General features: G+C 37.6%; 21 protein-coding genes. 17 read left to right on the forward strand and 4 right to left on the reverse strand.

The annotated features are described in order from the left end of the window. Nucleotides 1–60 precede the first annotated feature (60 nt). Both AOC36_RS00500 and AOC36_RS00505 read left to right on the forward strand, forming a co-directional pair. Nucleotides 61–534 (forward strand): LytTR family DNA-binding domain-containing protein, encoded by a 474-nt coding sequence (locus AOC36_RS00500; RefSeq protein ID WP_067629858.1) that lies wholly within the window; start codon nucleotides 61–63, stop codon nucleotides 532–534. Next, nucleotides 521–1,591, forward strand: coding sequence for a PH domain-containing protein (locus tag AOC36_RS00505; RefSeq protein WP_067629865.1), 1,071 nt, complete (start codon nucleotides 521–523; stop codon nucleotides 1,589–1,591). The genes AOC36_RS00500 and AOC36_RS00505 overlap by 14 nt, the downstream gene beginning before the upstream one ends. Before the next feature lie 64 nt (nucleotides 1,592–1,655). On the opposite strand, the gene AOC36_RS00510 is transcribed toward AOC36_RS00505, so the two are convergent. From AOC36_RS00510 to AOC36_RS00525, 4 genes are all read right to left on the reverse strand, one after another. Continuing rightward, on the reverse strand, nucleotides 1,656–2,642 hold the full coding sequence (locus AOC36_RS00510) for a D-isomer specific 2-hydroxyacid dehydrogenase family protein (RefSeq protein ID WP_067629866.1): 987 nt from the start codon (nucleotides 2,640–2,642) through the stop codon (nucleotides 1,656–1,658). A 56-nt stretch (nucleotides 2,643–2,698) separates the two neighbouring features. Continuing rightward, complete coding sequence (locus AOC36_RS00515) at nucleotides 2,699–3,982, reverse strand: DUF1576 domain-containing protein (protein ID WP_067629869.1); 1,284 nt, start codon at nucleotides 3,980–3,982, stop codon at nucleotides 2,699–2,701. A 504-nt stretch (nucleotides 3,983–4,486) separates the two neighbouring features. Continuing rightward, nucleotides 4,487–4,909 (reverse strand): pyridoxamine 5'-phosphate oxidase family protein, encoded by a 423-nt coding sequence (locus AOC36_RS00520; protein ID WP_067629873.1) that lies wholly within the window; start codon nucleotides 4,907–4,909, stop codon nucleotides 4,487–4,489. A gap of 95 nt (nucleotides 4,910–5,004) precedes the next feature. Then, entirely contained in the window at nucleotides 5,005–6,531 is a 1,527-nt protein-coding gene (locus tag AOC36_RS00525) for a bifunctional metallophosphatase/5'-nucleotidase (RefSeq protein WP_067629876.1), read from the reverse strand. A gap of 135 nt (nucleotides 6,532–6,666) precedes the next feature. Between AOC36_RS00525 and AOC36_RS00530 the strand changes: the two genes are divergently transcribed. The 15 genes from AOC36_RS00530 to trxB all read left to right on the forward strand — a co-directional run bounded on the left by AOC36_RS00530 (nucleotide 6,667) and on the right by trxB (nucleotide 25,695). Continuing rightward, nucleotides 6,667–6,999 carry a PadR family transcriptional regulator gene (locus AOC36_RS00530; RefSeq protein WP_067629879.1) on the forward strand — a complete coding sequence of 111 codons (333 nt, stop codon included), beginning with the start codon at nucleotides 6,667–6,669 and terminating at the stop codon, nucleotides 6,997–6,999. Continuing rightward, the gene (locus AOC36_RS00535; RefSeq protein ID WP_067629882.1) at nucleotides 6,986–7,513 is read left to right on the forward strand and encodes a DUF2812 domain-containing protein; all 528 of its coding nucleotides are present in this window, start codon (nucleotides 6,986–6,988) and stop codon (nucleotides 7,511–7,513) included. Before AOC36_RS00530 ends, AOC36_RS00535 begins: the two co-directional genes overlap by 14 nt. Before the next feature lie 351 nt (nucleotides 7,514–7,864). Beyond that, complete coding sequence (gene licT, locus AOC36_RS00540; protein ID WP_067634522.1) at nucleotides 7,865–8,701, forward strand: BglG family transcription antiterminator LicT; 837 nt, start codon at nucleotides 7,865–7,867, stop codon at nucleotides 8,699–8,701. Nucleotides 8,702–8,788: 87 nt separating this feature from the next. Beyond that, the gene (locus AOC36_RS00545) at nucleotides 8,789–10,615 is read left to right on the forward strand and encodes a beta-glucoside-specific PTS transporter subunit IIABC (RefSeq protein ID WP_067629885.1); all 1,827 of its coding nucleotides are present in this window, start codon (nucleotides 8,789–8,791) and stop codon (nucleotides 10,613–10,615) included. A 14-nt stretch (nucleotides 10,616–10,629) separates the two neighbouring features. Beyond that, nucleotides 10,630–12,054: a glycoside hydrolase family 1 protein gene (locus tag AOC36_RS00550; protein WP_067629890.1), complete on the forward strand. Its 1,425-nt coding sequence runs from the start codon at nucleotides 10,630–10,632 to the stop codon at nucleotides 12,052–12,054. A 372-nt stretch (nucleotides 12,055–12,426) separates the two neighbouring features. Continuing rightward, nucleotides 12,427–12,759 (forward strand): hypothetical protein, encoded by a 333-nt coding sequence (locus tag AOC36_RS00555; RefSeq protein ID WP_067629892.1) that lies wholly within the window; start codon nucleotides 12,427–12,429, stop codon nucleotides 12,757–12,759. Nucleotides 12,760–12,901: 142 nt separating this feature from the next. Next, entirely contained in the window at nucleotides 12,902–14,755 is a 1,854-nt protein-coding gene (gene glgB / locus AOC36_RS00560; protein WP_067629894.1) for a 1,4-alpha-glucan branching protein GlgB, read from the forward strand. Nucleotides 14,756–14,759: 4 nt separating this feature from the next. Then, nucleotides 14,760–15,893, forward strand: a complete 1,134-nt coding sequence (locus AOC36_RS00565; RefSeq protein ID WP_067629897.1) for a glucose-1-phosphate adenylyltransferase — start codon at nucleotides 14,760–14,762, stop codon at nucleotides 15,891–15,893. Nucleotide 15,894: 1 nt separating this feature from the next. Further along, nucleotides 15,895–17,049, forward strand: coding sequence for a glucose-1-phosphate adenylyltransferase subunit GlgD (gene glgD, locus AOC36_RS00570; RefSeq protein ID WP_067629900.1), 1,155 nt, complete (start codon nucleotides 15,895–15,897; stop codon nucleotides 17,047–17,049). Then, entirely contained in the window at nucleotides 17,046–18,473 is a 1,428-nt protein-coding gene (glgA, locus tag AOC36_RS00575; protein WP_067629903.1) for a glycogen synthase GlgA, read from the forward strand. Before glgD ends, glgA begins: the two co-directional genes overlap by 4 nt. Nucleotides 18,474–18,695: 222 nt before the next feature. Next, entirely contained in the window at nucleotides 18,696–19,463 is a 768-nt protein-coding gene (locus AOC36_RS00580) for a tyrosine-protein phosphatase (RefSeq protein ID WP_067629905.1), read from the forward strand. Between the two features lie 89 nt (nucleotides 19,464–19,552). Then, nucleotides 19,553–22,378 (forward strand): excinuclease ABC subunit UvrA, encoded by a 2,826-nt coding sequence (uvrA, locus tag AOC36_RS00585; protein WP_067629908.1) that lies wholly within the window; start codon nucleotides 19,553–19,555, stop codon nucleotides 22,376–22,378. Between the two features lie 4 nt (nucleotides 22,379–22,382). After that, nucleotides 22,383–23,330: an HPr(Ser) kinase/phosphatase gene (gene hprK, locus AOC36_RS00590; RefSeq protein WP_232505375.1), complete on the forward strand. Its 948-nt coding sequence runs from the start codon at nucleotides 22,383–22,385 to the stop codon at nucleotides 23,328–23,330. Continuing rightward, on the forward strand, nucleotides 23,327–24,784 hold the full coding sequence (gene lgt, locus AOC36_RS00595) for a prolipoprotein diacylglyceryl transferase (RefSeq protein ID WP_067629914.1): 1,458 nt from the start codon (nucleotides 23,327–23,329) through the stop codon (nucleotides 24,782–24,784). Before hprK ends, lgt begins: the two co-directional genes overlap by 4 nt. Further along, nucleotides 24,763–25,695 (forward strand): thioredoxin-disulfide reductase, encoded by a 933-nt coding sequence (gene trxB, locus AOC36_RS00600; RefSeq protein ID WP_067629917.1) that lies wholly within the window; start codon nucleotides 24,763–24,765, stop codon nucleotides 25,693–25,695. The genes lgt and trxB overlap by 22 nt, the downstream gene beginning before the upstream one ends. Nucleotides 25,696–25,797 lie beyond the last annotated feature (102 nt).

A 25,797-nucleotide genomic window follows, 5' to 3' on the forward strand; every position in this document is an offset into this window, starting at 1 on the left:
GTAAAAACGCATTGAAACGACGAAATAATAGAATTAGAATGGGTGAAGAGAGGAGAAGCAATGAAGAAAGAAATCAAAGTTATCCGGGAAATCAATCAAAACCACAGTGGGATTAAGGTGACAGTCAGTTCGAATGATGCATCTTCAGACTTAGACTTTGTCTATCATACAGTAGAAACCCTTTTTTCAAGAAAACTAGCAGGTGAAAATATTCATAAAGAGATAACTTATGTCAGTCTCATCAATATAGAACACCTTTATACAAAACAAAAATCAGTGTACTTTCAATCTGATGGAATTGAATACAAAGTTGAATACCGATTATACGAATTAGAGCAAAAACTTCCTGCCTATTTTGTTCGTATATCACATTCTGAGATTGTTAATATATATCACATGAAGTCACTGAATTCTAGTTTTCCAGGTACAATACAATTGTTGCTTAAAAATGGGACAACAGTATATGTATCAAGACGTTATGTAAATAAAGTGACACAACAGATTATGGAGGTAGTGAACCATGAATCATATTAAATCAAACATCTATAAAAGCATGTTGTTTTCTCTGGGAATGAATACCATCATGTGGAATGCTGTTTATTCTAGGGGATACCCTGCATTGCTGAATGAATCAATGCTTAACCAGCTTGGAAATCAAACACTAATCCTCTTGTTTCCAATTATGCTGGGTGGTGTTATTGGCTATACACTTTTGTCTTTAACTGATCAAGTAAATCAAAGATTGGAACAAAGTATCTTTCGAGTAATACTCAATGGACTTTTAAGTGTCCTAGGAGTGCTCATATTTATATCTTTTACATCGGTACTACTGACAAAGGAAATTATAATCATTACGATACTTTGTATTACAAGTGTGTTTCTTATCATAGCGGTAATTGATCATATTCGAATTAAAAAAGAGCTCAAAACAATCAATAAAATCCTTGGGTATATTGATCACAAAGTGAATGTTAAGTCACACTTTAGAACCATCATACATCAAATAAATAGTTCCTTAGGGGAAACGCATCAACGATTTGAATCTACGTCTCCTGAAGCACAATGTTTGACGGATTTATTTACAGAGATTGATCAACATCTTGTTCCTTTAGATGATATTGAAGAAGTCATTCCCCTCACTCTTAATTTCTCTCAAATGGCGAATGGGTTTTACGTATGGTACGCACCAAAAAGCGAGGCATCAAAACAATATCACAATTTATTCCATGACACCACAAAAAATCAAGTGCTGATGCTTACAAAGCGTTCAATTATTATCGTAACGCCGATCGTATTCTTTGATACTAAAGAGGCCCATGTTTATGATTATGATGATATTACATCAATTAAATTTGAAGAAAAAATACCAAATACCAAAGAGTTTTCATTGAAGACAAAACAAGGGAATGTGTACTCGTTCAGCATTTATGATGATGAAGCAAAATTATTGAATTCAAAGCCTGTCATTATCTCAAAAGCAAAAGAACCCTTCGATAACAAGTACTCAAAAGTGTTGTTCATATTAGTGATACTCTTTCTATCACTCATCATTTTGCTTCCATTTTTAAATTATGTGTTCTCTAGCTTCTAGTATATAGATAAAAAACAACATGCTCAATGTTGTTTTTTAAACCTATCGGATAAGATTTAAGGCATTACGGTCTAACTTCCCAATGACTTGTCCCTGTTTCTAAAAAGGATTTGATTGATCGTAAAGAAACCTCAACCATATCCGACACAGCTTGGTCAGTATAAAATGCAGCGTGTGGCGTGATGAGTACGTTATGATGTGAATTGAGTATGGAGAGTCTATGATTGTTTACAAGGTTCATTCGATTATCCTTATGGATGATACCCACTTCATCTGGAAACACATCTAATGCAGCAGCCCCAATATGACCGGATTCAATGAATTCGATGAGGGCATCGGTGTCAATTAACTCAGCCCGTGCACAGTTTACAATCACTACACCTGGCTTTGTAAGTGAAAGTGAATCTCTATTGATGATATGTTTTGTTGAGTGAAGGAGTGGTGCATGGATCGTGATGACATCACATTCTCTCATGAATGTCTCGAGATCAACATACGTTAAGATAGAATATAGATCATTGTTTGGGAAAATATCATAACCAAGAATCTTACATCCAAATCCGCTTAAGTTGTGTGCTGTTTGAGCACCAATACGTCCGGTTCCTAATACGCCAATTGTAAGGTTCTTCATTTCCTTTCCTTGAAGGCCTTCTAAAGCGTAATCATGCGCATCATTTCGCTTCATCATCGGTTTAAGTTTACGGATCGACATCAAAATCATCATTACTGCAAAATCAGCAACACAATGCGGTGAGTATGTTGCGTTTGACACTTTGATTCCAAACTCATCAGCAGCCTTCATATCAACGTTATTGTATCCAGCACTGCGTGACGCAATGTATTTAATTCCCATCTGATTCAATGATGAAAGAACACTTCGATTCACATCGCATAAACCTAAGAAAATAACGCCATCAAATCCTTTCGCATTATCAACTGTAGTGGCTGATAAAGGTTCGCTGACAACTTCTACATGTAAATTAAGAAGTGTAGCGTATTTATTAATTGCGTCAATTTCATCTGGACGCACAGCATAGGCAATAATATTCATAAATTCCTCCATGTTTTTATAATTTTACTGTCAAATACATACTGTGACTAAACTCACTATAAGATCGAATCCTCTTGCGCATTGAGTCTTCTTTGATTTCTAATCTCTTCATTTTTATGGGAGACCATTCTAAATACAGGAACGGTTACCGCCGCAACGATTCCACAAGAGAATCCTGAATTATAAAGGTTAATGTTTCCGTGCATGGCTGCTGTGTTCAAAACCACTGAAGAATTTAGGTATGCAACAATAATTCCTGCTATAAATCCAAACGTCCCGGCAATTGGTGCAAGTGCAGTTCCAAATAAAGCAATCAACAAGATTGATGTGTCATTAATTGAATAGGTCTTAGAAATTGATCCAAGGATTACACCAATATAAAGGGGAATCGTATTTTTAGGATGTTTCCCTAGCCCTGAAAACCCAACGACTGTCATTAATGATCCAATGACTGGACCATTAAGTGTTCCTCCTGCTATAAACAAGATATAAAAGAGTGCAATGAATCCATTCAATGACATATTAAGTAATACTGCAGCAAATCCAAACTTTTCAACAAAGTCATTATCTTTATGACCCGTCTCCTTCAACAATAATTTATATGAGCTTAAAACATTTTTGTCTAAGATGAATGAGACAATAAAGAAGGATGTAAAGAGAATTGATAGAAAGATTGCGACTTGGTCTGATGCATCGTTATAAAGGATATTGTGTGTGGTTGGCGTATACCCTGAGGTTTTCATAAGTGAAACATAGATAATCCCAATGATCCCAGCAGCAAATCCGACATTATAAAGATTAAATCCATCATGCGCTTTATAGACCATACGTGATACGGGCTTTGTAATGAAACCAAAAGACATACTCACCAGAAAGGCGACTGTAAAATTAAGTGCTACTGACTTATCTACTAAATAGTATACTTCATCAAATACTGGAGCAAAACACGTTGCAAGCAGGGCAATATGTACAATATCTTTGTAAGGTTCTTTAAATACAAAGGAGTATAAGAAAGTACCACATAAGATAGGGACGATATTGAGTACGTTTTTACCAAAGAATGCAAACCCAATCATTAGAAAAACAGAAGCAAGTGCGGGACCAGAAAAGCTTCCTTTTGAAAAGCGAATTAAGAATACAGAGATAATTGATACAAGACCAACGTTCACTAATGTAGCACCAACACCACCCACTGCGAAGTAATCTGTAACTAATATATCCCGTGATGTTAGTATGTTAAGAAAACCTGTTGTGATAGAATCAAAGGGTTGAACAATAAAACCCATGGCAACTAATATAATGCTTACTGCGAGGAGAAATCTAAATGTTCTTTGTTGCATAGAGGGTCCTTTCTACCGTGTATTTGATCGAGTGATAACAGTGTATTGTCATTGGGTCTATTTTATCATATTAATGCGAAAATGATAGCGCAATCATTGCGTGAGTCAGTAATATCCAATCTATAAATTCACGTACATTATACTAAACATTAGGATTAATTAACAATTGACGTTAATGTCTAAACAGTGTACAAAAATTATTTGCTTCAAAATTGTTATCCAAACAATCGATAAGCAAATACCATCAGGTTTTAGAAAATAGGAGATATCACGGGAACACAATAATGAGGGCTAAAACAGACGATTATCGATAAATCCCCTAGAGCGCATAGCGTTAAATGTAGTTGCTGAGATCTGTTATCTCTGATATATGAGTATTTAGACAGATGGTTGAATACTACAAAAATAAAACACAAAGTCAGAACAAGCATACAGCAAAGCGTGTCAATCAGATACATGGTGATTAGGACCGTAAATTTCTAATGCTAAGATATACAGGCAGTATTAAAAGTCAATCTCATATTTTGTGCCGTTACTAAAAAGAACACAATCCGTAAGCTTAATTTGAAGAAGACACGTATTTGGATCAGTCTCATCAATATGACCGTTATGATACCAAGATGAAAAGACATCAGTGAGTTTAGACATAAGATTCATATTTTTGGAGTCTAGAATATATCCTAGATCTTCTGCGAAGCCATGTCCAGAAAACCACTCGCCACAAAGCGCGACTTCTGGATTATTATGGATTTCCTTAATTTTATTCGATTGTGAATATGTAATTGTATAAAAAGACCCGTTTTCGTAGTAACTGTTGACAATGCGAACTGATGGACGCTTCCCATCGAGTGTCGCAAGTGAAATCAGTGAATCCTTACCAAAACGCTCATTTAGAAGTGATAAGGCTTTTGCATGTATATCTGTCATCTTTGCTCTCCATTTTCTTTTAAAGTTTCGCTTTAAAAAGTATGTATCGAAATAAAACGGTTATGGTTAAACTAATCCATGAAAGTAAGGTCTCATCAATGGTTAGTGATTGTAATATTGTCGTGATGAATCACATGTACTGGTGTGTGGGATTGGAAGTACTCAACCATAATATCAAGCATTTCTTCTTGAATATCAAGAATTGTTTCGCACTCAGAAACCATGGCGTAGTTTCCACCCCCAGAAGCACGGTAGTTATTCATAGCTACAGAAAATTCATCATCATCATCTAGGGGATTTCCGTTATGAGTAATGGACTCAATGCGGTGAAATTTAGGATTTGAGATGTTGAGTGTATATTCAATTCCATCAAGCATATCGTAGTTATAATGTTGTGGTTTGGGTGTTACATAACGTGGGTTGACTGCAATATTTCCGTTATCGTCGAGCACATAATAAAGTGCAGAAAACTCAATCATTTCTTTAATTGTTTTACCCGTCATCTTCTTCACAACAAGGGTATTGGGGAAAATATAGGTGCTTACAAGCTCACGCATTGTGATGTGTTTCCCAAAGCCAATCGCTCCATTAAATAAGGCTACTGCGCTTAGCGTAGCGCCTGTCTTCCATGTTTGTACTTGATTAATAAAGGAGACAAGGGGATGTTTATGGAGACGTGCTTCAAATTCATCGTCGATAATTAAGGAAGGTGACATATCATCTATTACACCAATGTCTTTATCCAACCAATTTTGGACCCGTGATTGAAGAAGGTTTAAAGGTTCCAAGAAATGTTCATCAACTGGTAATTCACTGGTATGAAGAATGTGTGCTTTGTTGTCAAGTGTGTCAAGATCAACTTCAATTTGCGCAAATTCAATTGCATTGTATGTTGTCTGTGTTACAAGAACACCATTAATGCGCTCAACGAGTGATCGATGTTGATGTCCTGTAATGAGTATGTCAAGACCCTCGATGCTGCACATTTGATACCCCTGATTTTCTCCAGTTTGTCGTTCAGTGGGTTCGCCTGTTTTAGGGTCGCGTTCGAGTCCACCGTGGTACATTCCAATTACAAGATCTACATGATTCTTAACCCGTGCAACTTCTCGAGCCATTGTTTGATACGCGTCTAGAAATTGCATGTTTTTAATATAACTTTCACGCTCCCAGTTTGGGATATAGTGTGTGACGACACCAATAAATGCGATTTTTTTGCCACCACGCTCAATCACTTGAGTTGAACCTTGAAGGGTTCCATCAATGAGAACGTTTGATGTAAGAAGCGGAGCCTTTACCTCATCGATATACTTCTTGAGAATTTTAGGACCATAATTAAAATCATGATTTCCAAGATTCAAAAAATCATAGTTTAGTACATTAAATGCATATGCTGAAGGATTCATGTATGAGTTTGGATGTTGGTGTGCATATGCAGTGAGAGGGGTTCCTTGAAAAGAGTCACCATTATCCACAAGAATAATATCTTCACGTTCTCTCATTTTTTTAACATAGGTAGAAAATCGGGATAGACCAAAAGAAGAGACATTGTCTCTTGAGGTATAGTCTGTAGGGTATATACGCCCATGGATATCTGTTGTTGCTAAAATAGTTAGTTTCATAAAATCACCAGATTTATTATATCAAATATAAAAATAATAAGCATTAAAGAAAAATATAGTTTTAGGGCTTGACAAGTATATCGGTTGCCGTTATAGTATATATATCGGAAGGCGATATAACGAAAGGTGATATAAATGGGAAATGACAACATAGCATTAACAGAAGCAGTCTACTATATTCTATTATCTCTTTTTAGCCCATTACACGGTTATGGGATCATGCAAAAGGTTGAGGAATTGTCAAAGGGACGTGTCAAACTTGCAGCGGGAACGCTCTATGGTGCTTTGAATACGCTTCAAGACAAAGGATGGATCAATGCACTAGAAGGAGAGAAAAGCAGCAGGAAAAAAGAATATGAAATCACTGCGGCGGGGACTGAGGTCCTAAAACAAGAAATCAAAAGGTTAAGAGAGCTACTAGAAAATGGGGAAACCATGGTAGGAGGGCAACATAATGTCAATAACTAAATACAGAATGTTTGGAGCATGGGCTTTTGAAAAGGAAGAAGCGTGGCTCAATGAAATGTCAAAAAAGGGATATCAATTAACGGATGTTAAATTCTTAAAATATATCTTTGAAGAAAAAGAAGAAGCACACTATATCTACCGGATCCAAATGCTTGAAAATAACCAAACACGCGAAGATCGTGAAGATTACATCGGGTTTGTTGAGGAAACAGGGGCTGAATATGTTGCGTCATATTTCAATTGGGTGTATTTTAGAAAAGTCTATGATGATAAAGGGTTTGAACTTTTCTCTGATATTGACTCACGTATAAAACATCTAAATCAAAATATACTCATACTGGGATTGTTGGGCCTTATCAATGTAATTAATGGATTCAATATTCTCCATAGGAATTTAGCCTTGAACATAACCGCTGGCTTGTGCTTAGGTGTGGGTACTTTATTGTTGTTTGCTTCAGGAAGAATTTATTTAAGAAGACATGCATTGGAAAAAGAACGCGAAGTTCATGAGTAGAGTAATAAATTAGTACCTGTAGATATTCTTTGTTATTTCTTACAAATAATAGGAATATGATAGGGTAATGACACAGAAGGTGGATTGAGTGTTAACGCACAATCCGCTTTTTTAGTCATTTTTATGATATAACTTTGAGAAATATTTGATCTTGTACAATAAGATGCTCAATTGATGTGAATTATGGCTATAAAAATTCATGATGTTAGATTCTCTTTATAATTCATCCACATGCTTGCAATATTGACTGAAAGTGCTATCATGTTGATATCGGATAGTGATTGTGAAACAACACGAGCTAAACCTACATCTTTTTCTTGTAGGTTTTTTATTTAAATGGGGGGTGGTGATTTGAAAATAATAAAGATATTGAATAATAACGTAATCGTTTCAATCGATGAGGATGGGCGAGAAGTTGTAGCAATGGGTTCTGGTTTGGCTTTTGGACGAAGAGTGGGAGATACTGTTAGTGATCAAAAAGTAGACAAGCTGTTTCGCCTTGAAGGGAATGCTAATCGGAATCATTACTATGATTTGTTGCAAGAAATTCCAATGGAGTACTTGACCTTAAGTGATGAAATCGTGCGTGATGCGAAGACTAAAATGGGGAAGCCATTAAGTGATATTGTCTATATAACGCTTTCTGATCATATTTATCAGGCAATTTCACGAGCGCGCGAGGGGATTCAGTTAAGAAATGCACTCTTATGGGATATTAAGCATTTCTACCCAATGGAGTATGAAATTGGAATGATGACTCAAGCATTGATTCAAGAACGCTTTGGTGTATCACTTCTTGATGATGAAGCAGGGTTTATTGCACTTCACTTTGTGAATGCAGAAGTGGGCTCAACAATGGAACATATTGTTGAGATTACAAAGATACTTCAAGAAGTAACCAATGTAATTCGATATTTTTTTAAAGTAAAGATTGATGAATCAACCGTACATTTCTATCGATACATCACACATATCAAGTTCTTTGCGCAACGGCTTGTTGATCGAAAAACGTATGATGGAAGTGATGACGATGAGCTGCTTGAGTTGGTTAAGCGAAAGTACAAGAATTCATACGATTGTGCAAACGAAATCAAACGCTTTATTTTAAAGCAATATAATTATTCATTATCTGGGGAAGAAATTCTCTATCTAACGATTCACATTCAGCGTCTGATTTACGGGTCATAAGACTTAAGCTATTGGATAGTGACATTAAGTTGGCTAAACCTTCGAGATAACGTATTTCCTATACGATATGAAAACGGAGGGTTTAATATGGGAAAGTATACTGAATTAGTAAATAATATCGTCAAAAATATTGGCGGAGTCGATAATATAAACACAGTCACACACTGTGTAACACGTCTGCGGTTTTATTTAAGAGATGAATCAAAGGCAAATGATGACATTGTTAAGAACATAGATGGTGTTGTAACTGTCGTGAAGAGTGCTGGACAATATCAAATTGTGATTGGGAATCATGTTCCTGATGTATATAAAGAAGTGCTTGATCAAACAGGGCTGTCTACAGACCGTGAAGCACCTAAAACAAAGAAGAAGGCAAAAGATATTGTTTTTGAATATATCATGGCGATTATGGGACCGTCCATTGGGATTCTTTCTGCTTCTGGGATTATTCAAGGGCTTAACTCAATCTGTGTCGTAACTGGAATTTACGCACAAGGATCTTCAATGCAAATTATGGTTGATGCAATTGGAAAGGGTATGATGCATTTCTTCCCAATCTTTATTTCATATAATATTGCAAGTAAAACAAAGATGAATCGTTATCTTGCGATGGCAATTGGTGCAATTTTATGTATGCCTACCATCAATGGAGTTGACTTAACATTCTTTGGTCATACTATTAATGCTAGTTATACACAAACTGTATTTCCAGCACTTCTAATCATCTTGGTTGCATCACCGGTTGAACGGTTCTTCAACAAGGTTATTCCTGATGTAGTAAAGACATTCTTGACACCGGTCTGTGTACTCTTAACAGTTGTACCAGTTGGTTTCTTACTTATAGGACCTGCAGCAAATCAAATTAGTATTTGGTTGAGTATGGGAATTAATCAATTGATTAATCTAAGTCCAATAGTTGCTGGATTTGTATCGGGTGCATTATGGCAAGTTCTTGTACTCTTTGGAGTGCATATGATGTTGATCATTCCTTCAATTTCTAATTTAATGGCAGGAATCCCTGACCAATTCATGGCATATATTGGGGTTGTATCCTTTGCACAAACAGCAGTTGTAATCGCAATTTGGCTAAAAACAAAGAATAAGAAATTACGTGAAATTGCGTTTCCAGCATGGGTATCCGGAATCTTTGGCGTTACTGAACCAGCGATCTATGGTGTTACCTTGCCACGCATTAAGTACTTTATCATTTCTTGTATTGGTGCAGCGTGTGGTGGTGCTGTTGCAGGAGCACTTGATGTCCAACGTGTAAGTATGGCTGGATTGGGTGTCTTCTCATTCCCAGGATATATCTCAGTGGATGCTGGAATGAAGAATATGAATGGTATGTTAATATCGATCGCAGTAGCAGTTGCTTTATCATTTATCGCAACATATGTCATCTATAAAGATGAAGACGAAGCACCGCAACCAGACGCTCCAAAAAAGGAAAAAGGTGGAAAAGACGTGATCATGAGTCCGTTAAGTGGTGATGTTGTTGAACTTACAAAGGTATCTGATCCAGCATTCTCAACAGAGACTTTGGGGAAAGGCTTAGCAGTTAACCCTAAAGAAGGAACAGTTTATGCACCTTGTGATGGTCATGTTACAGTAATGTTCCCAACAAAACATGCAGTAGGAATTGTTTCGGAACAAGGGACCGAAGTGTTGATTCATATTGGTATGGATACCGTACAACTTGATGGTAAATTCTTTGAAAGTCATGTAAATCAAGGAGATCGTGTAAAAGTGGGTCAACCACTTGTTAGCTTTGATATTGAAGCAATTAAAAATGAAGGGTATTCAGTTGTTACACCTGTGATTATTACGAATACCAATGATTATCTAGATGTTGTTTCTGAAACAGTAAAAACGATAAATCATGGGGAGCAATGTATCACAGCAATCTTTAAATAGGAAGGATGATTAAGATGAGTTTTCCAAAGGGATTTTTATGGGGAGGTGCTACAGCTGCGAATCAATGCGAAGGCGCATGGAACGTAGACGGTAAAGGACCAAGCATCTGTGATCATAGTCGTGGTGGGGATGTAAAGACACCCCGCATTTTCGATAAAATAATCGATGGGAATCAATATTACCCAAGTCATGAAGCGATTGATCATTATCATCGGTTTGAAGAAGATATTGCTCTTTTTGGGGAGATGGGATTCAAAGTATACCGAATGTCAATTGCATGGTCTCGAATTTTTCCAAATGGCGATGATTCAGTTCCAAATGAAAAGGGACTTGAGCATTACGATAAAGTGTTTGATGCATGTTTGAAACATGGTATTGAACCCCTTGTTACACTCAGTCATTTTGAAGTACCCATGGGAATTGTGAATACATATAATGGGTTCTCAAATCGCAAGACGATTGATGTGTTTGTAAAGTATGCAACAACCGTAATGAAACGCTACAAAGACAAGGTTAAGTATTGGCTCACGTTTAACGAGATTAACTTTGGTATGCTACCAAAAGGTCAGTTGAAGGTGTTGGGAATTTATGATGAAGACGCAATGAAGGGTAAAATCACAAATCCACAACAACAGTTCCAAGCATTGCACCATGTGTTTCTAGCAAGTGCTAAAACGGTCATTGAAGGGCATAAGATTAATCCGGAGTTTAAAATCGGGAATATGATTGCGTATATCACAATGTACCCACTCACTCCAAATCCTGAAGATGTTCTCTTGACACAACAATATGAGAACTTTATGAATAATTTCTGTGCTGATTTACAAGTAAAGGGTGAATATCCTTACTATATGCAAGACTACTTCAAAACACATAACATAACAATTCAGTGTGAAGATGGTGATGAAAAGATTCTCAAAGAAGGCACTGTTGACTTCTATTCGTTTTCATATTATATGTCAAACTGTAAAACAGCTCAAGACAGCACAGAATTGACCGGTGGAAATCTAATGGGTGGTGTGAAAAATCCATATCTTAAGGCAAGTGAATGGGGATGGCAAATTGATCCTCTTGGATTACGCTACACCCTAAACAAACTCTATGATCGTTATAAGATTCCTTTGATGGTTGTTGAAAATGGCTTCGGGGCACATGATGAATTGATTGATGGGACAGTGAATGATGACTATCGTATTGATTATATGAGACAACATGTTGAGGCGATGGAAGCATCAATTAAGGATGGCGTAGATCTCATGGGATATACTATGTGGGGACCGATTGATTTAATCTCTGCAGGAACTGGTGAGATGAAAAAACGTTATGGGTTTATTTATGTTGATAAAAATAACGATGGCAGTGGCACCCTGGATCGTTATAAAAAGAAATCTTTTTATTGGTACAAAGAGCTTATTGCATCAAATGGCACGGTGCGATAAGTAAATCAAGCAACATCAGCAATGGTGTTGCTTTTTTTTTAGTGTTCCCGATATAAATAGAATTATTGTCAAAAACTAAAAAAATCGAGATAAAAGAACTTGGAATTTAAAGGTGTAAAACGATCGAATGATGCACGAAATGACCTAAAAAATGTAAACGCAACCATAAAATCGTTTAATAAGTATGTAAAGTCGCGTAGAGTAAATGATTAATATACTAAAAGCCCTTACAAATATTATGAAATTTTTTGTTTGGTCAGAGAATAAATTTATACAAATGTTTCTCAAAAAAGCACATTTTTTAATGTTATTAAGATGAAAATATGTAATAATAAAGTTAGAAGTAAGTGATGTATAAAATGAGGTAAAATTATGGGTAGAAATCAAAGACCTGGAGATAAAGGAAATCTATCGATTACACTTCAAACAATTACAATACTTATATCGAAACCGCTTAACTTAGGGTTTATGATTCTAGGGATTGTGATGCTCTATACAAATGGAGTCGCAGTGCTTGATGGTGAACCTGTTTATGGAAGCGGACAAAGTGGTATCTATATGAGCTACATGTTTATAGTTTTGGGGGTGTTTCTTGTACTCTATTGCGGATACCAAGTTTTCTTCGTTAAAGTGAGAGACCAACTCGCATCTTTAGGGCGAGATGAAACGGAAACTCCGACTAAAAAAGAAAAAAATAGTGAATAAAGGATGTGTATAAAATGTTTGTAAGGGACATTAGCTTGAATATTCATACTCTACCGTTCTTTAGTCATGCACTAGACTATTCACGTCGATTTTTTAAATTGCACGTTTTGAATAGTCTTTTTTATAGAGAAGGGGGAGCGATGTGAAAGAGACACGTTTGTTAGATGAAGTGCTTTCTTTTAATGAAGGGAAGCACATCCATATTTATAAAATATTAGGAGCGCATAGAGATGGTGATGGCGTTCGATTTAGTGTCTGGGCTCCTTGTGCAAAAGGTGTTGCCGTAGTTGGCGATTTCTCAAATTGGGAACCAATATGGATGGAACCGTTGTTTCAAAGTGGTGTTTGGGTGGCACACGTAAACAATGTGTATGAAGGGAATCATTACAAGTATTTAATTGTCGATCAAAATGATAACCATCATATGAAAATTGATCCATTTGCCCAAAAGTTTGAGATGCCACCTCAGAATGCTTCGATAATCTACTTCGAACCTGAATTTATTTGGACAGATGAAGCCTGGTATGAACAAAATAAAGCAGTGGATTCCGATAGTCGTCCGCTAAATATTTATGAAGTCCATGCTTCATCATGGATGCGTCATTATGACGGGTCGGCGTATTCATTCTATGAGTTAGCCGATAAACTAGTTCCGTATGTTAAAGAAATGGGATATACGCATATCGAGTTTATGCCGCTTATGGAACATCCATTAGATGCTTCGTGGGGATATCAAATTACAGGATATTTTGCAGTTGCTTCACGCTATGGTGATAAACAAGGGCTACGTCATTTTGTAAACGAGGCGCACCGTAATGGGATTGGTGTAATCTTAGATTGGGTGCCCGGTCATTTCTGTCAAAACAGTGATGCACTTGCTAGTTTTGATGGGACCAACACCTTTGAATATCAAAATGAAATATGTGCTATGAATCAACGGTGGGGTGCAAGAAACTTTGACCTTGGTCGAAATGAAGTGAAGAGCTTCTTGTTCTCAAGTGCAATGTACTGGATTCATGAGTTCCACGTTGATGGAATTCGCGTTGATGCAGTATCAAACATGCTCTATCTTGATTATGATTTACCACCACACGTTCTCAATGAGGATGGGACCAATATAAATCACAAGGGTGTTAAGTTCTTGAAAGAACTAAATTACTTAATCCACACCGAAACGACTGCTTTCACAGTTGCGGAAGAAAGCACTGCATGGAATGGCATCACAAAAAACACGGGTGAAACGGGATTAGGATTTGATTACAAATGGAATATGGGATGGATGAATGATATCTTGCGATTCTTTGAATTGGATCCACTGTATCGCGTTCACCATATGCAATTGGCGACGTTTGTATTTATGTATCAATATAACGAGCGCTACATTTTGGCACTATCACATGATGAAGTCGTCCATGGAAAGCGATCATTACTTGCGAAAATGCCAGGCGATCGATATAACCAATTTGCCCAATTGAAAGTTCTTTATGGATTAATGATGTTCCTTCCAGGGAAAAAACTTAACTTTATGGGAAATGAGTTAGGTCAATATCTCGAATGGCGCTATTATGAAGAATTGGAATGGGGTGTACTTGGGTATGAATATAACCGGGAATACCAACATTTTGTAAGAACACTCAATTATCTATATTTAGAAAATGACGAGTTTTATGAGCTTGAGTATCAGCCTGAAGGATTAACCATACTCCAGGCAAGTCACGATAATCCATTGATTATCGCCTTAAAAAGAAACAGTTCGAAGCGGTCAATATATGCAGTAATTAACCTTGAGCCAATCGAACATAAAGCACACCGAGTCGGTGTGAGTAATTTGGGGGAGTACAGCATTCGCATTAATTCAGAATCACGAGAGTTTGGAGGTTCATGGGTTTGGTATGATCAAAACGTCAAGGCAGAAGAAGTACCACATGATTCCCAACCATATTCAGTTGAATTAGTCGTACCAGCGTACGGGGTATTAATACTAGAGAGGAAATAGACTTATGAAGAATGAAATGTTAGCAATGATCCTCGCGGGAGGACAAGGGTCACGTTTAGGGAAATTAACACGTGAGACTGCAAAACCAGCGGTTCCATTTGGAGGGCGATATCGTATCATTGATTTTGCATTAAGCAACTGCGCAAATTCAAATGTTTTTGATGTGGGTGTGGTAACACAATACCAACCACTCGAACTGAACGAACATATTGGGAAAGGTGCATCATGGGGTCTTGACAGACAGAACACAAGTGTTCAAATTCTTCAACCATACTCAAGCATTGATGGTGATCAATGGTTTAAAGGGACTGCAAATGCGATTTACCAAAACCTTGCATACATTGACTCGAAGAATCCTGAATTTGTGCTGATTTTATCGGGCGACCATATTTACAAAATGAACTATGACAAAATGCTTGAAGAACATAAGAAGAATGATGCGGACTTAACAGTCGCTGTTTTAGAAGTGCCAATGGAAGAAGCTTCACGATTTGGTATTATGGCTACTGACGAAGAAAACCGCATTGTAGAGTTCCAAGAAAAACCGGAACATCCAAAAGGAAATCTTGCGTCGATGGGAATCTATATCTTTAGCTGGAAGAAGCTCCGCCATTATTTAGTGGATGACCAAGCAAAAGAAGGATATATGTTAGACTTTGGAAAACATGTGATTCCTGCCTATATTGAAAATAAAGAGCGTGTATATGCGTTTGGATTTAAAGGGTATTGGAAAGATGTTGGAACGATTGAAAGTCTTTGGGAAGCAAACATGGACTTTATCAACCCAAATCATGAACTTGATATTCGTGATGAAAGCTGGCCAGTATATACAAAATCAGTTGTGGCACCACCCCAATTTATTAAAGAATCAGCGGTGATATCACGCTCGCTTGTTGTTGATGGATGTTCAATCAACGGTACAGTAGAATCTTCAATTCTTTCGCCTTTTGTGAATGTAGGCAAAGGTGCTATTGTACGTAATTCTGTTGTATTGCCAGGTGCGCAAATCAAAGATGGTGCGGTTGTTGAATATGCGATCGTTGGTGAAGGTGCAATCATTAAAGACAATGTAAGAATTGTAGGTCAAGAAAATAATATTGAAGTAATTGGTTACCGTGAAGTGGTCGTGGAGGTGTAGTATGAGAATCAGTAAAGTATGTGCAATTATTAATCTTGCAGGGCAAGAAGTTAAGTTAAAACCATTAACAGATCATCGTCCAATTGCCGCACTACCATTTGATGGAAGGTATCGTATTATCGACTTTATGTTGTCAAGTGTGTCTCAAGCAAACCTTGAGTCTGTTGCGATTTTCATTGAAGAAAGTGGTCGTTCAATTTATGACCATATTCGCAGTGGACGTGATTGGGATCTCGATGGATCGCTTTATGGAGGGGTATTTACATACTCTCACCAACGTCGGAAATTAGCGGATTATTTAATTCACCAACAAAACGAAAGTTTTTATGAAAATCATATGATGTTTACTGACCGTGCATATGCTGATTATGTTGTCATTATGGAAGGCGATGCTGTGCATAATATTGATTTAGTTGAAGTGCTGAATTGGCATGAACAACATGAAGGTGAAATTACAGTTGCCTATAAGAAAATGCCATTACAAGCTGCAATTGATGCAGAAACAGAAGCAGTTTATGTCATTGGCGATGATAAATCACTTTTAGACATAGAACTTATGTCTACTGTATCTGAAGAAAATGTAGCGGTAGACTGTGGTGTATACGTAATTAATCGTACAACACTCTTTGATATTTTTGAAACAGCAGAAAGAGAAGGTTACTTAGTAGATATTGGATCCTTAGTTCGTGCAAACCTTACAAAATATCCAGTTCGTTTCTATGAATATGAAGGATATCTTGCGAAAATTACATCCGTTCAAGCATACTACGATGCAAATATGTCAATGTTACGACCAGAAATCTTTGACTCACTACACAAAGGCGACAACTGTATCGTAACACGTTCAAAGAGTGGAGCACCGACCTATTATGGTGAAAATGCGGTGGTAAAAAATGCGCAGATAGCAACAGGATGCATCATTGAAGGGCATGTTGAAAACTCAATTATATCAAGAAAAACATTGATTGAACCAGAAGCATTTGTAGGAAATTCAGTAATTGGTGCAGGTGCTAAGGTTAAGCGCGGATCACGGATTGAATATGCTATTTTGGACAAAGGGGTTGTGGTTGAATCCGGTGTGCAAATTGTTGGAACCGCCGATAATCCAATTGTAATAAGCAAGAAGGCACACATTCAATTAGGAGATAAACTATGAAAGTACTCTTTGCAGCTGCAGAGTGCGTGCCGTTTGTAAAGACTGGTGGTCTTGCGGATGTAGTGGGTGCTTTGCCAAAAACATTAATTGAAAAAGGGATTGAAGTAGAAGTGATTTTACCATTCTATAGCCAAATCCCTGATAAATATCGCGATGCTGTTGAACATATCTTAGATTTTAAAATAAAGATGGGGTGGAGGCATGTTTATTGTGGTGTTAAAAAGCTTGTGTTAGAAGGGGTTACGTATTATTTTGTAGATAATGAATCCTTCTTTAAGCGTGAAGGACTCTATGGACATTGGGATGATGGAGAACGCTTTGCCTACTTTTCGATGGCAGTATGCGAGATTATGGATCGTCTCAGTATTGTACCAAATATTATTCACGTGCATGACTGGCACACAGCAATGATTCCTATGTTGCTTGTGCATAAGTATTCATGGATGGAACCACTCAAGAATATTCGAAAAGTATTAACAATCCACAACCTTAAGTTCCAAGGGATATATAACCCAATCATCCTTGAGAGTTGCTTTGGGATTGGTATGGAAAGCTTTGTGGATCAAGGTGTAAAATACTATGATAAAGTAAACTTCCTTCAAGGTGGGATCCAATATGCAGATTGTGTGACTACAGTAAGCCCACAATATGCTGAAGAAATCAAAACATCAGAGTTTGGGGAAACCCTTGATGGTGTGTTGCGTTTCAATGATTGGAAACTCCATGGGATTTTGAATGGTATTGATACAGATCTCTATAATCCAGCAACGGACAATGCATTATTTGATAATTACTCTGATAAACGATTACCCGGGAAATACAGACATAAACAAGAACTTCAAAAACTATTAGGGCTTGAAGTGAATCCAAACATTCCAATGATCGCAAGTATCAGTCGATTAACGGACCAGAAAGGATTCCAACTTGTTTCTGCAGTGTTAGAGCCACTGATGCAACGTGAAGTACAATATGTTGTGTTAGGAACCGGTGAGTATGAATATGAGTCCTACTATAAAGAAATGGCAGGAAGATATCCACATAAGATGTCTGCTCGGATAGAATTTGATGCATCGCTTGCACAACAAATCTATGCAGCCAGCGATTTCTTCCTAATGCCTTCTGCATTTGAACCATGTGGACTTTCACAGTTGATCGCACTGCGTTATGGATCAATTCCAATCGTTCATGAAACAGGTGGGCTTAAAGACACAGTAGAACCTTACAACCGCTTTGAAGAAAAAGGAACGGGCTTTAGCTTTAATATCTTCTCAGCTGAAGTCATGATGCACATGATTGATGAAGCGCTTGAAGTTTACCGTCGCAAACCAGCATACACGCGGCTTGTACGGCATGCTATGCGTCAAGATTTTGGATGGGATAAATCCGCAGATCAGTATATTGATCTATATAAGAGTTTGATGTAAGAAAAACGGCAGATGCCGTTTTCTTTATGTCCTGGGTTCACATAAATTAATCAATCGGTTCATGAAGTAGGGAGATGCTTTGCGATATTACCTTATCACAGCATGTCATTTTTGATTCCTAAGATTTGATAAAGAACAATGGATTTGAGGGGAAGGTTTCTTAAATGTATACTAAAAGGTTTGGATTTTTGATATAATAGTACACATTACGGAGGTGCTTATATGGTTGATAAAACATTTGTGAAATTGTCTAACTTTAGAGATTTGGGTGGCATGAAGAATCAGGAAGGGAAATCGATTAAGCCTTATAAATTATTGCGTAGTGGTCAATTATATGACCTTCCAAGCCAAGAAATTCAAACCCTTGAAACCGTCTATCAACTCAAGACTATCGTGGATTTAAGACGCCCAATTGAAGCAGAAAAGAGTCCAAATTCTGAGATACAGGGAGCAACGAATCACTTACTCGATGTTTCTGGAGGTGCGGAATATTCCACGACTCAAGAAGCCTTCCTTGAATATCTCTCCAATGTATCAGCAGATGAGTCTTTAATGCGTTCATATGAATCATTTATTCTTAGCGACAATGCAATATCACAGTACCGTCAATTTTTTGATATCCTATTAAACCAAGAAGGCGGATCATTGTTATGGCATTGCTTTGCAGGGAAAGACCGTACGGGGATTGCTGCACTCTATTTGTTAACAGCTTTAAATGTAGATGATGATACAATCATGGAAGACTATTTGCTTACAAATGAGTTAAGGGAACATGATAACCAAATTAGAATTAACGAGCTTAGAGAACAAGGTGTATCAGAACCATTGGTTCAAAACATGTATGAAATGCTACGTGTAAAGGAATCCTATCTTAAACACGCGATAAAATTAATTGATGATAATTTTGGAAACAGAACGAATTTTCTTTATAATAAACTCGATTTAGATGATTCTAAGATTGCAAAACTCTATCATATGTATTTAGATTAAGAAGCAGGGAACTGTTTCTTTTTTGCCAGTTCGTGATGCTATTGAAACGCACATAATCGTGATATAATAACAAAAGACTCGGAGGGTTTATGAAAAACGATAAAATCATTATAAAGGGGGCAAAAGAGAATAACTTGAAGAATATCTCTTTAGAGATACCTCGAGATAAGCTTGTCATTATGACTGGTTTATCAGGTTCAGGAAAGACTTCTCTTGCATTTGATACAATTTACGCAGAAGGACAACGTAGATATGTGGAATCCCTTAGCTCATATGCTCGTCAATTTCTTGATAACATGGAAAAACCGGATGTTGAAGTCATTGAAGGACTTTCGCCTGCAATCGCGATTGACCAAAAGACAACAAGCAATAATCCGCGTTCTACAGTGGGGACTGTAACTGAAATTTACGACTATTTACGACTTCTTTATGCGCGTGTAGGGACGCCATATTGTCCACATCATAATATTGAAATTACATCACAAACTGTGAAGCAAATGGTAGATCGTATTATGGAATATGAAGATGGATCTCGACTCGAACTATTAGCGCCCGTGGTAAAAGATCAAAAAGGGGAACACAAAGATTTGTTGGATTCACTTCGAAAAGAGGGATATTTACGAACCTATATTGATGGTGAATTACACCTTTTAGAAGAACCGATTGAATTAGAAAAAAATAAGAAACATACGATTTCCGTAGTTGTTGACCGTATTGTGAAACGTGACGATAGCCGTTATCGTCTAAACGATTCAATTGAAACTGTATTAAAACTGAGTGAAGGGATTCTGAACGTGAAGATAGGCGATGAGATTATCGTGTTTTCAAACACATTCTCATGTCCAATCTGTGGATTTAGTATTTCACATATTGAACCACGTCTGTTCTCATTCAATGCACCACTTGGAGCATGTCATAATTGTAATGGCCTTGGATTTACACAGTCAGTGGATGAGGATTTCTTGATTCCAGATCCAAGTTTGCCTATCTCAAAAGGGGGTATTCGTTACTACAAGAACATTGTGAATACCCAGAATATTGAATGGCAAACATTTGAGATATTATGTAACTTCGCAAAAGTAGATATTGATAAACCGCTAAAAAGTTTAACCGGGAAACAAATGGATATTTTACTAAACGGAAGTCAGGTTCCTGTGAAGTACAAAATCGAATCACGTTCTGGAAATGTCTTCCAACGCAATGAGCCGCTTGAAGGTGTTGCACGGATGATTGAACGAAGACATCGTGAAACAACATCATCATCTTCACGTGAATGGTATGCATCCTTTATGTCAGAAGCAGTATGTAGTGTTTGTCATGGAAGTAGACTGAACGAATCTGCCTTGGCAGTTAGAGTAGGTGGGTTAAATCTGTATGAATTTACACAGAAATCAGTCGAAGATGCTTTAAAATTTATCATTGATCTCAAACTTGATCCAATGAAAGCTCAGATTGCTGAGCTTGTACTTAAAGAAATCAAAGACCGCCTTCAATTCTTAGTGAATGTTGGACTTGAATACCTAACTCTTGATCGTATCGCTGGAAGTTTATCGGGAGGAGAAGCACAACGGATTCGTCTTGCAACTCAAATCGGATCACAATTATCGGGTGTTCTGTACGTCTTGGATGAACCATCAATTGGGCTTCACCAACGAGACAATGCGCGACTCATTGATACATTAAAACGTATGCGTGATTTAGGAAATACCTTAATCGTTGTTGAACATGATGAAGAAACAATGGAAGAATCAGACTGGATTGTTGATATTGGTCCTGGTGCGGGTGAAAGAGGTGGCGAAGTCATTGCAAATGGCCCACTTGAAGTGATTAAGAATACAAAAGAGTCTATTACGGGTCAGTATTTAAGTGGTGTGCGTAAAATAGAAGTGCCTAAGAAAAGACGCAAAGGGAATAAGTTGTTCCTAGAAGTTGTAGGAGCACAAGAAAATAATCTTAAAAATGTGAATGTTAAGTTCCCACTTGGAACCTTTATTTCAGTCACGGGAGTGAGTGGTAGTGGTAAATCTTCGTTAGTGAATGAAGTATTATCAAAGGCAATTTATCATGAGCTTGGACGTCAGCGTATCAAGCCGGGTAAACATAAGAAAATCAAGGGTCTTGAGAACATTGACAAATTAATAACAATCGATCAAAATCCAATCGGGAGAACTCCACGATCAAACCCTGTAACGTATACCGGAGTATTTGATGACATTCGTGAGTTGTTTGCACGCACACCCGAAGCAAAAATGCGGGGGTATGATAAAGGACGATTCTCCTTTAACATTCCTGGCGGACGCTGTGAAACGTGTAAGGGTGATGGTGTAAAGCGTATTTCAATGCATTTTTTACCAGATGTTTACGTGAAGTGTAGTGAATGTGATGGAAAACGTTACAACGACGAAACCCTCAGCATTACTTATAAAGACAAGACAATATTTGATGTATTGGATATGAGTATTTTGGAAGCAATTGATTTCTTTAGTGCAATCCCTAAGATAAAAAATGGATTGCAAACCTTATGTGATGTCGGCCTTGACTATATTAAACTTGGGCAAAGTGCGACGACATTATCGGGTGGAGAAGCACAGCGTGTTAAACTCGCGAGTGAACTTCAACGCCCTTCCACAGGGAAAACGATGTTTGTGTTGGATGAGCCTACGACAGGCCTTCACTCATATGATGTAGAGAAGTTGATTGGTGTCTTACAACGCATTGTTGATCAAGGCGATACCGTGCTTGTAATTGAACATAACCTTGATGTAATTAAGTCAAGCGATTATATTATAGATATGGGGCCTGAAGGTGGAACACGTGGTGGGACAATTCTTGTCAGTGGAACTCCAGAAAAAGTTGCGAAATGCGAAACAAGCTATACAGGTCATTACTTAAATAAAATACTAGCGAAAGGATGATATGATGGAACTTCAAACATGCGAAGTATCAGTTTTGGTTGATAAACTAGGTTATAAGCAAGTAGCGGGAAATAAGGATGCACTCAAACGTCCAATTCGTTTACAAAGTACATCACGACCTGGACTTGAACTCACAGGGTTTTATGATCATGTAGAGCGTAAACGCGTTAACATTATTGGAAACAAGGAATCTGCATACATTCGTGGAATGGATTCAGAAACCCTTAAAGATCGCTTTGATTTCTTAACAAATGACGAATCACCAACGATTATTGTATCGGGTGGTAATGATGTTCCAAAGGAATTGTTGGAAGTGGCAAACGCTAAAAATTACCCAGTGCTTACAACTAAAGTCACAAGCTCGGAAGTAATTGTTGAAGTTGTGTCCTTACTTGATGAGATGCTCGCACCTGTAATCAATATTCATGGTGTATTGATGAATGTTTTTGGTAAAGGTGTCTTGATGATTGGTGAGTCAGGCATGGGGAAAAGTGAAGTTGCACTAGAACTCATACTGAGAGGGCACTCTTTAATAGCGGATGACCGTGTTGATTGCTGGGTGGTACGCAATCGAGTGATGGGAACATCGCCTGAACTTACGCGAGGATTACTTGAGATTCGTGGAATTGGAATTATTGACGTAACTCAAATGTTTGGTGTACGTGCGTTCTTAGAACAAGAGCATGTTGATTTTGTGATTGAATTTCAACCCTGGGATTCTAAGAATGTATACCGAAGAATTGGTATTGAAGATGAAGAAATCTTTGAAATATTTGATGAAAAATTACCGAAGTTGGTATTCCCGGTTAAAGAAGGCCGAGATATGGCGGCACTTGTTGAATCAGGTGTGCGTGACTTTATGTTGAAGCAACGTGGGATTAATGCTGCCGAAACATTTGATAAACGTGTGATGGATCACATGAGGAAGATGAGTGAGGAGCAAGACGTATGATTCAGTTTTTTCCAGATATGAAAACATTCGTGCAAATCGGGTCTTTATCGATTGCATGGTATGCGGTATTAATTGTAACAGGGGCTTATATTGCCTACTTAATAAGTCGCTATAATATTCGCAAAGCAGGTTATGATGAAGAAATCTTGGACAACGTCTTTATTGGTGTGATGTTTTTTGGAATTGTCGGTGCGCGTTTATGGTATGTACTTTTTTACAATCTACCGAACTATTTGAGTAATCCAATTGAGATCTTAATGACACGAGATGGGGGTCTTGCGATTCAAGGCGGACTCGTGCTTGGTTCAGGGTTTGCCTATTACTATTTAAAGAAAAAAGGAATTGCTTTCCTCCATTGGGCAGATATGATTGTTCCAAACGTATTGCTTGCTCAAGCTTTAGGCCGTTGGGGAAATTTCATGAACCAAGAAGCCTATGGGACAGTAGTATCTGAAAGTTTCTTTAACTTCTTTCCAGAATTTATCAAGAATGGAATGTTTATCAACGGTCAATATCGTATGCCAACATTCTTTATGGAAAGCTCACTCAATGTCCTTGGGTGGATTTTGATTGTTCTTGTACTAAAACGATTCAGTAAGCCAAAACGAGGTGACTTAGTGTTCGCCTATCTCATGTGGTATGGTGTGGTGCGTTTTTGGGTTGAAGGATTTAGAACAGATAGCCTTTATTTTATGGGGATTAGAACCGCTCAAGCGACAAGTCTTGTATTCATCGCAGTGGGTATTTTTGGAACCTTTGGCGGATTTAGACGATTTACGAAACGGTCAAAACCGTTGTTGTTATTGGATTTTGATGGTACCGTTATGGATACGCAAGCACTTATCCTTGAAACATTCAAAACGGTGTTTAAAGAACGTAAACCAGACCTTGAATTAACAGAACAAGATTATTACTCATTTATTGGTCCAACACTGTGGGATAGTTTTGGATTGTACTTTGAACAAGATGAAGTGGAAGAAGTTGTCGCCTATTACAGAATGCTAAACATGAAACTTCACAAAGAATATGTTAAGCCTATGGATCATGCGATTGAAGTTCTTCAAAAGCTTAAGGATGAAGGATATACCCTTGGTATTGTTTCCAGCAAATTAAAAGAACCGATTGATTATGCGCTTGAGCTTACGAACATGACACATCTGTTTGACTTGGTATACGGACTTCATGAATATGAAAAGCATAAGCCAGATCCTGATGGTATCCTGAAGGCAGCACGAGAACTGTGCGCTGATCAATCACAGTTGATATATATTGGTGACACACCAACAGACATTGTTGCTGGTCGACGTGCAGGTGCATTTACGATTGGATATTTGTTTGACGAAAAAAGAGAAGCAGCACTTCGTGTTGAAGAACCAAACAGACTCATTTCGGATTGGAATGAACTTCTCGAAATTTTAAAGGAGGATCATGAATGGACGTACAATATGATGTAATTATTATCGGTGGTGGTCCTGCAGGGATGACCGCAGCTTTATATGCATCTCGTGCTGGATTAAATGTTGCGATGATGGAACGTGAAGCACCCGGTGGAAAGATGATAAAAACAGATATTATCTGCAATTATCCAGGTATTGACTCAATAAATGGTGCAGATTTATCAATGAAAATGTATACGCACTCAACTAATTATGGGGCACAATATCTCTATGGGGATGTTAAAGACATTGAAGTTGATGGTGATGTGCGTGTGGTGGTTACAGAAGATGGTAGTCGCTATACTGCAAAAGCTGTTATTGCTGCAACTGGAACTGTTGAAAGAACCCTAGGATTCCCAGAAGATGAATTACTCTTGGGACGGGGACTTTCTTATTGTGCTGTTTGTGATGGTGCATTTTTCAAACAAAAGAATGTGATTGTAATTGGTGGTGGAAACTCAGCACTTGAAGAAGCAGTTTACCTCACCCAATTTGCGGATAAGGTGACGATTGTGATACGACGGGATGTATTCCGTGGTGATACACATGCCCAAGAAGAATTGTTGAAGAATCCAAAAATAGAAGTAGTTCGTAAACATAAACCAGCTGCTTATATTCTTAATGATGATGGAAAAATTTCTGGAATGAAATTTGTGCATTCAGATACAAATGAGCCACTTGAAATTAAAGCGGATGGTGTTTTCCCTTACATTGGTGCTGATCCAGCAACAGGGTATTTGAAAAATCTTGGTGTATTAGATTCTCAAGGTTACATAATTGCAGATTCTCGCATGCATACCAGTGTTCCAGGTGTATTCGCAGCAGGCGATGCATTGGATAAACCACTTCGTCAAATTGTGACTGCGACATCTGATGGATCAGTTGCTGCACAAGAAGCATTCCATTACATTCAGACTATAGCTAAGTAAAGGCCAATCGGCCTTTTTTGCTGAGTTTAAAAAGCTTTACCTAATTCTATATAAAATTATTTATTCTTACTAAAAGTATCGCAAATAACAAAGAGCCCCTTT

Origin of the sequence: Erysipelothrix larvae, assembly GCF_001545095.1 — a bacterium.
Lineage (GTDB): Bacteria > Bacillota_I > Bacilli_A > Erysipelotrichales > Erysipelotrichaceae > Erysipelothrix > Erysipelothrix larvae.

Coding starts and splice junctions, on each gene's coding strand:
- trxB (WP_067629917.1), top strand. CDS start 24,763: ATGGACGTACAATATGATGTAATTATTATCGGTGGTGGTCCTGCAGGG.
- AOC36_RS00530 (WP_067629879.1), top strand. CDS start 6,667: ATGGGAAATGACAACATAGCATTAACAGAAGCAGTCTACTATATTCTA.
- AOC36_RS00520 (WP_067629873.1), bottom strand. CDS start 4,909: ATGACAGATATACATGCAAAAGCCTTATCACTTCTAAATGAGCGTTTT.
- AOC36_RS00535 (WP_067629882.1), top strand. CDS start 6,986: ATGTCAATAACTAAATACAGAATGTTTGGAGCATGGGCTTTTGAAAAG.
- AOC36_RS00500 (WP_067629858.1), top strand. CDS start 61: ATGAAGAAAGAAATCAAAGTTATCCGGGAAATCAATCAAAACCACAGT.
- AOC36_RS00510 (WP_067629866.1), bottom strand. CDS start 2,642: ATGAATATTATTGCCTATGCTGTGCGTCCAGATGAAATTGACGCAATT.
- AOC36_RS00505 (WP_067629865.1), top strand. CDS start 521: ATGAATCATATTAAATCAAACATCTATAAAAGCATGTTGTTTTCTCTG.
- glgA (WP_067629903.1), top strand. CDS start 17,046: ATGAAAGTACTCTTTGCAGCTGCAGAGTGCGTGCCGTTTGTAAAGACT.
- uvrA (WP_067629908.1), top strand. CDS start 19,553: ATGAAAAACGATAAAATCATTATAAAGGGGGCAAAAGAGAATAACTTG.
- AOC36_RS00555 (WP_067629892.1), top strand. CDS start 12,427: ATGGGTAGAAATCAAAGACCTGGAGATAAAGGAAATCTATCGATTACA.
- AOC36_RS00525 (WP_067629876.1), bottom strand. CDS start 6,531: ATGAAACTAACTATTTTAGCAACAACAGATATCCATGGGCGTATATAC.
- AOC36_RS00515 (WP_067629869.1), bottom strand. CDS start 3,982: ATGCAACAAAGAACATTTAGATTTCTCCTCGCAGTAAGCATTATATTA.
- AOC36_RS00565 (WP_067629897.1), top strand. CDS start 14,760: ATGAAGAATGAAATGTTAGCAATGATCCTCGCGGGAGGACAAGGGTCA.
- hprK (WP_232505375.1), top strand. CDS start 22,383: ATGGAACTTCAAACATGCGAAGTATCAGTTTTGGTTGATAAACTAGGT.
- AOC36_RS00545 (WP_067629885.1), top strand. CDS start 8,789: ATGGGAAAGTATACTGAATTAGTAAATAATATCGTCAAAAATATTGGC.
- AOC36_RS00580 (WP_067629905.1), top strand. CDS start 18,696: ATGGTTGATAAAACATTTGTGAAATTGTCTAACTTTAGAGATTTGGGT.
- AOC36_RS00550 (WP_067629890.1), top strand. CDS start 10,630: ATGAGTTTTCCAAAGGGATTTTTATGGGGAGGTGCTACAGCTGCGAAT.
- glgD (WP_067629900.1), top strand. CDS start 15,895: ATGAGAATCAGTAAAGTATGTGCAATTATTAATCTTGCAGGGCAAGAA.
- lgt (WP_067629914.1), top strand. CDS start 23,327: ATGATTCAGTTTTTTCCAGATATGAAAACATTCGTGCAAATCGGGTCT.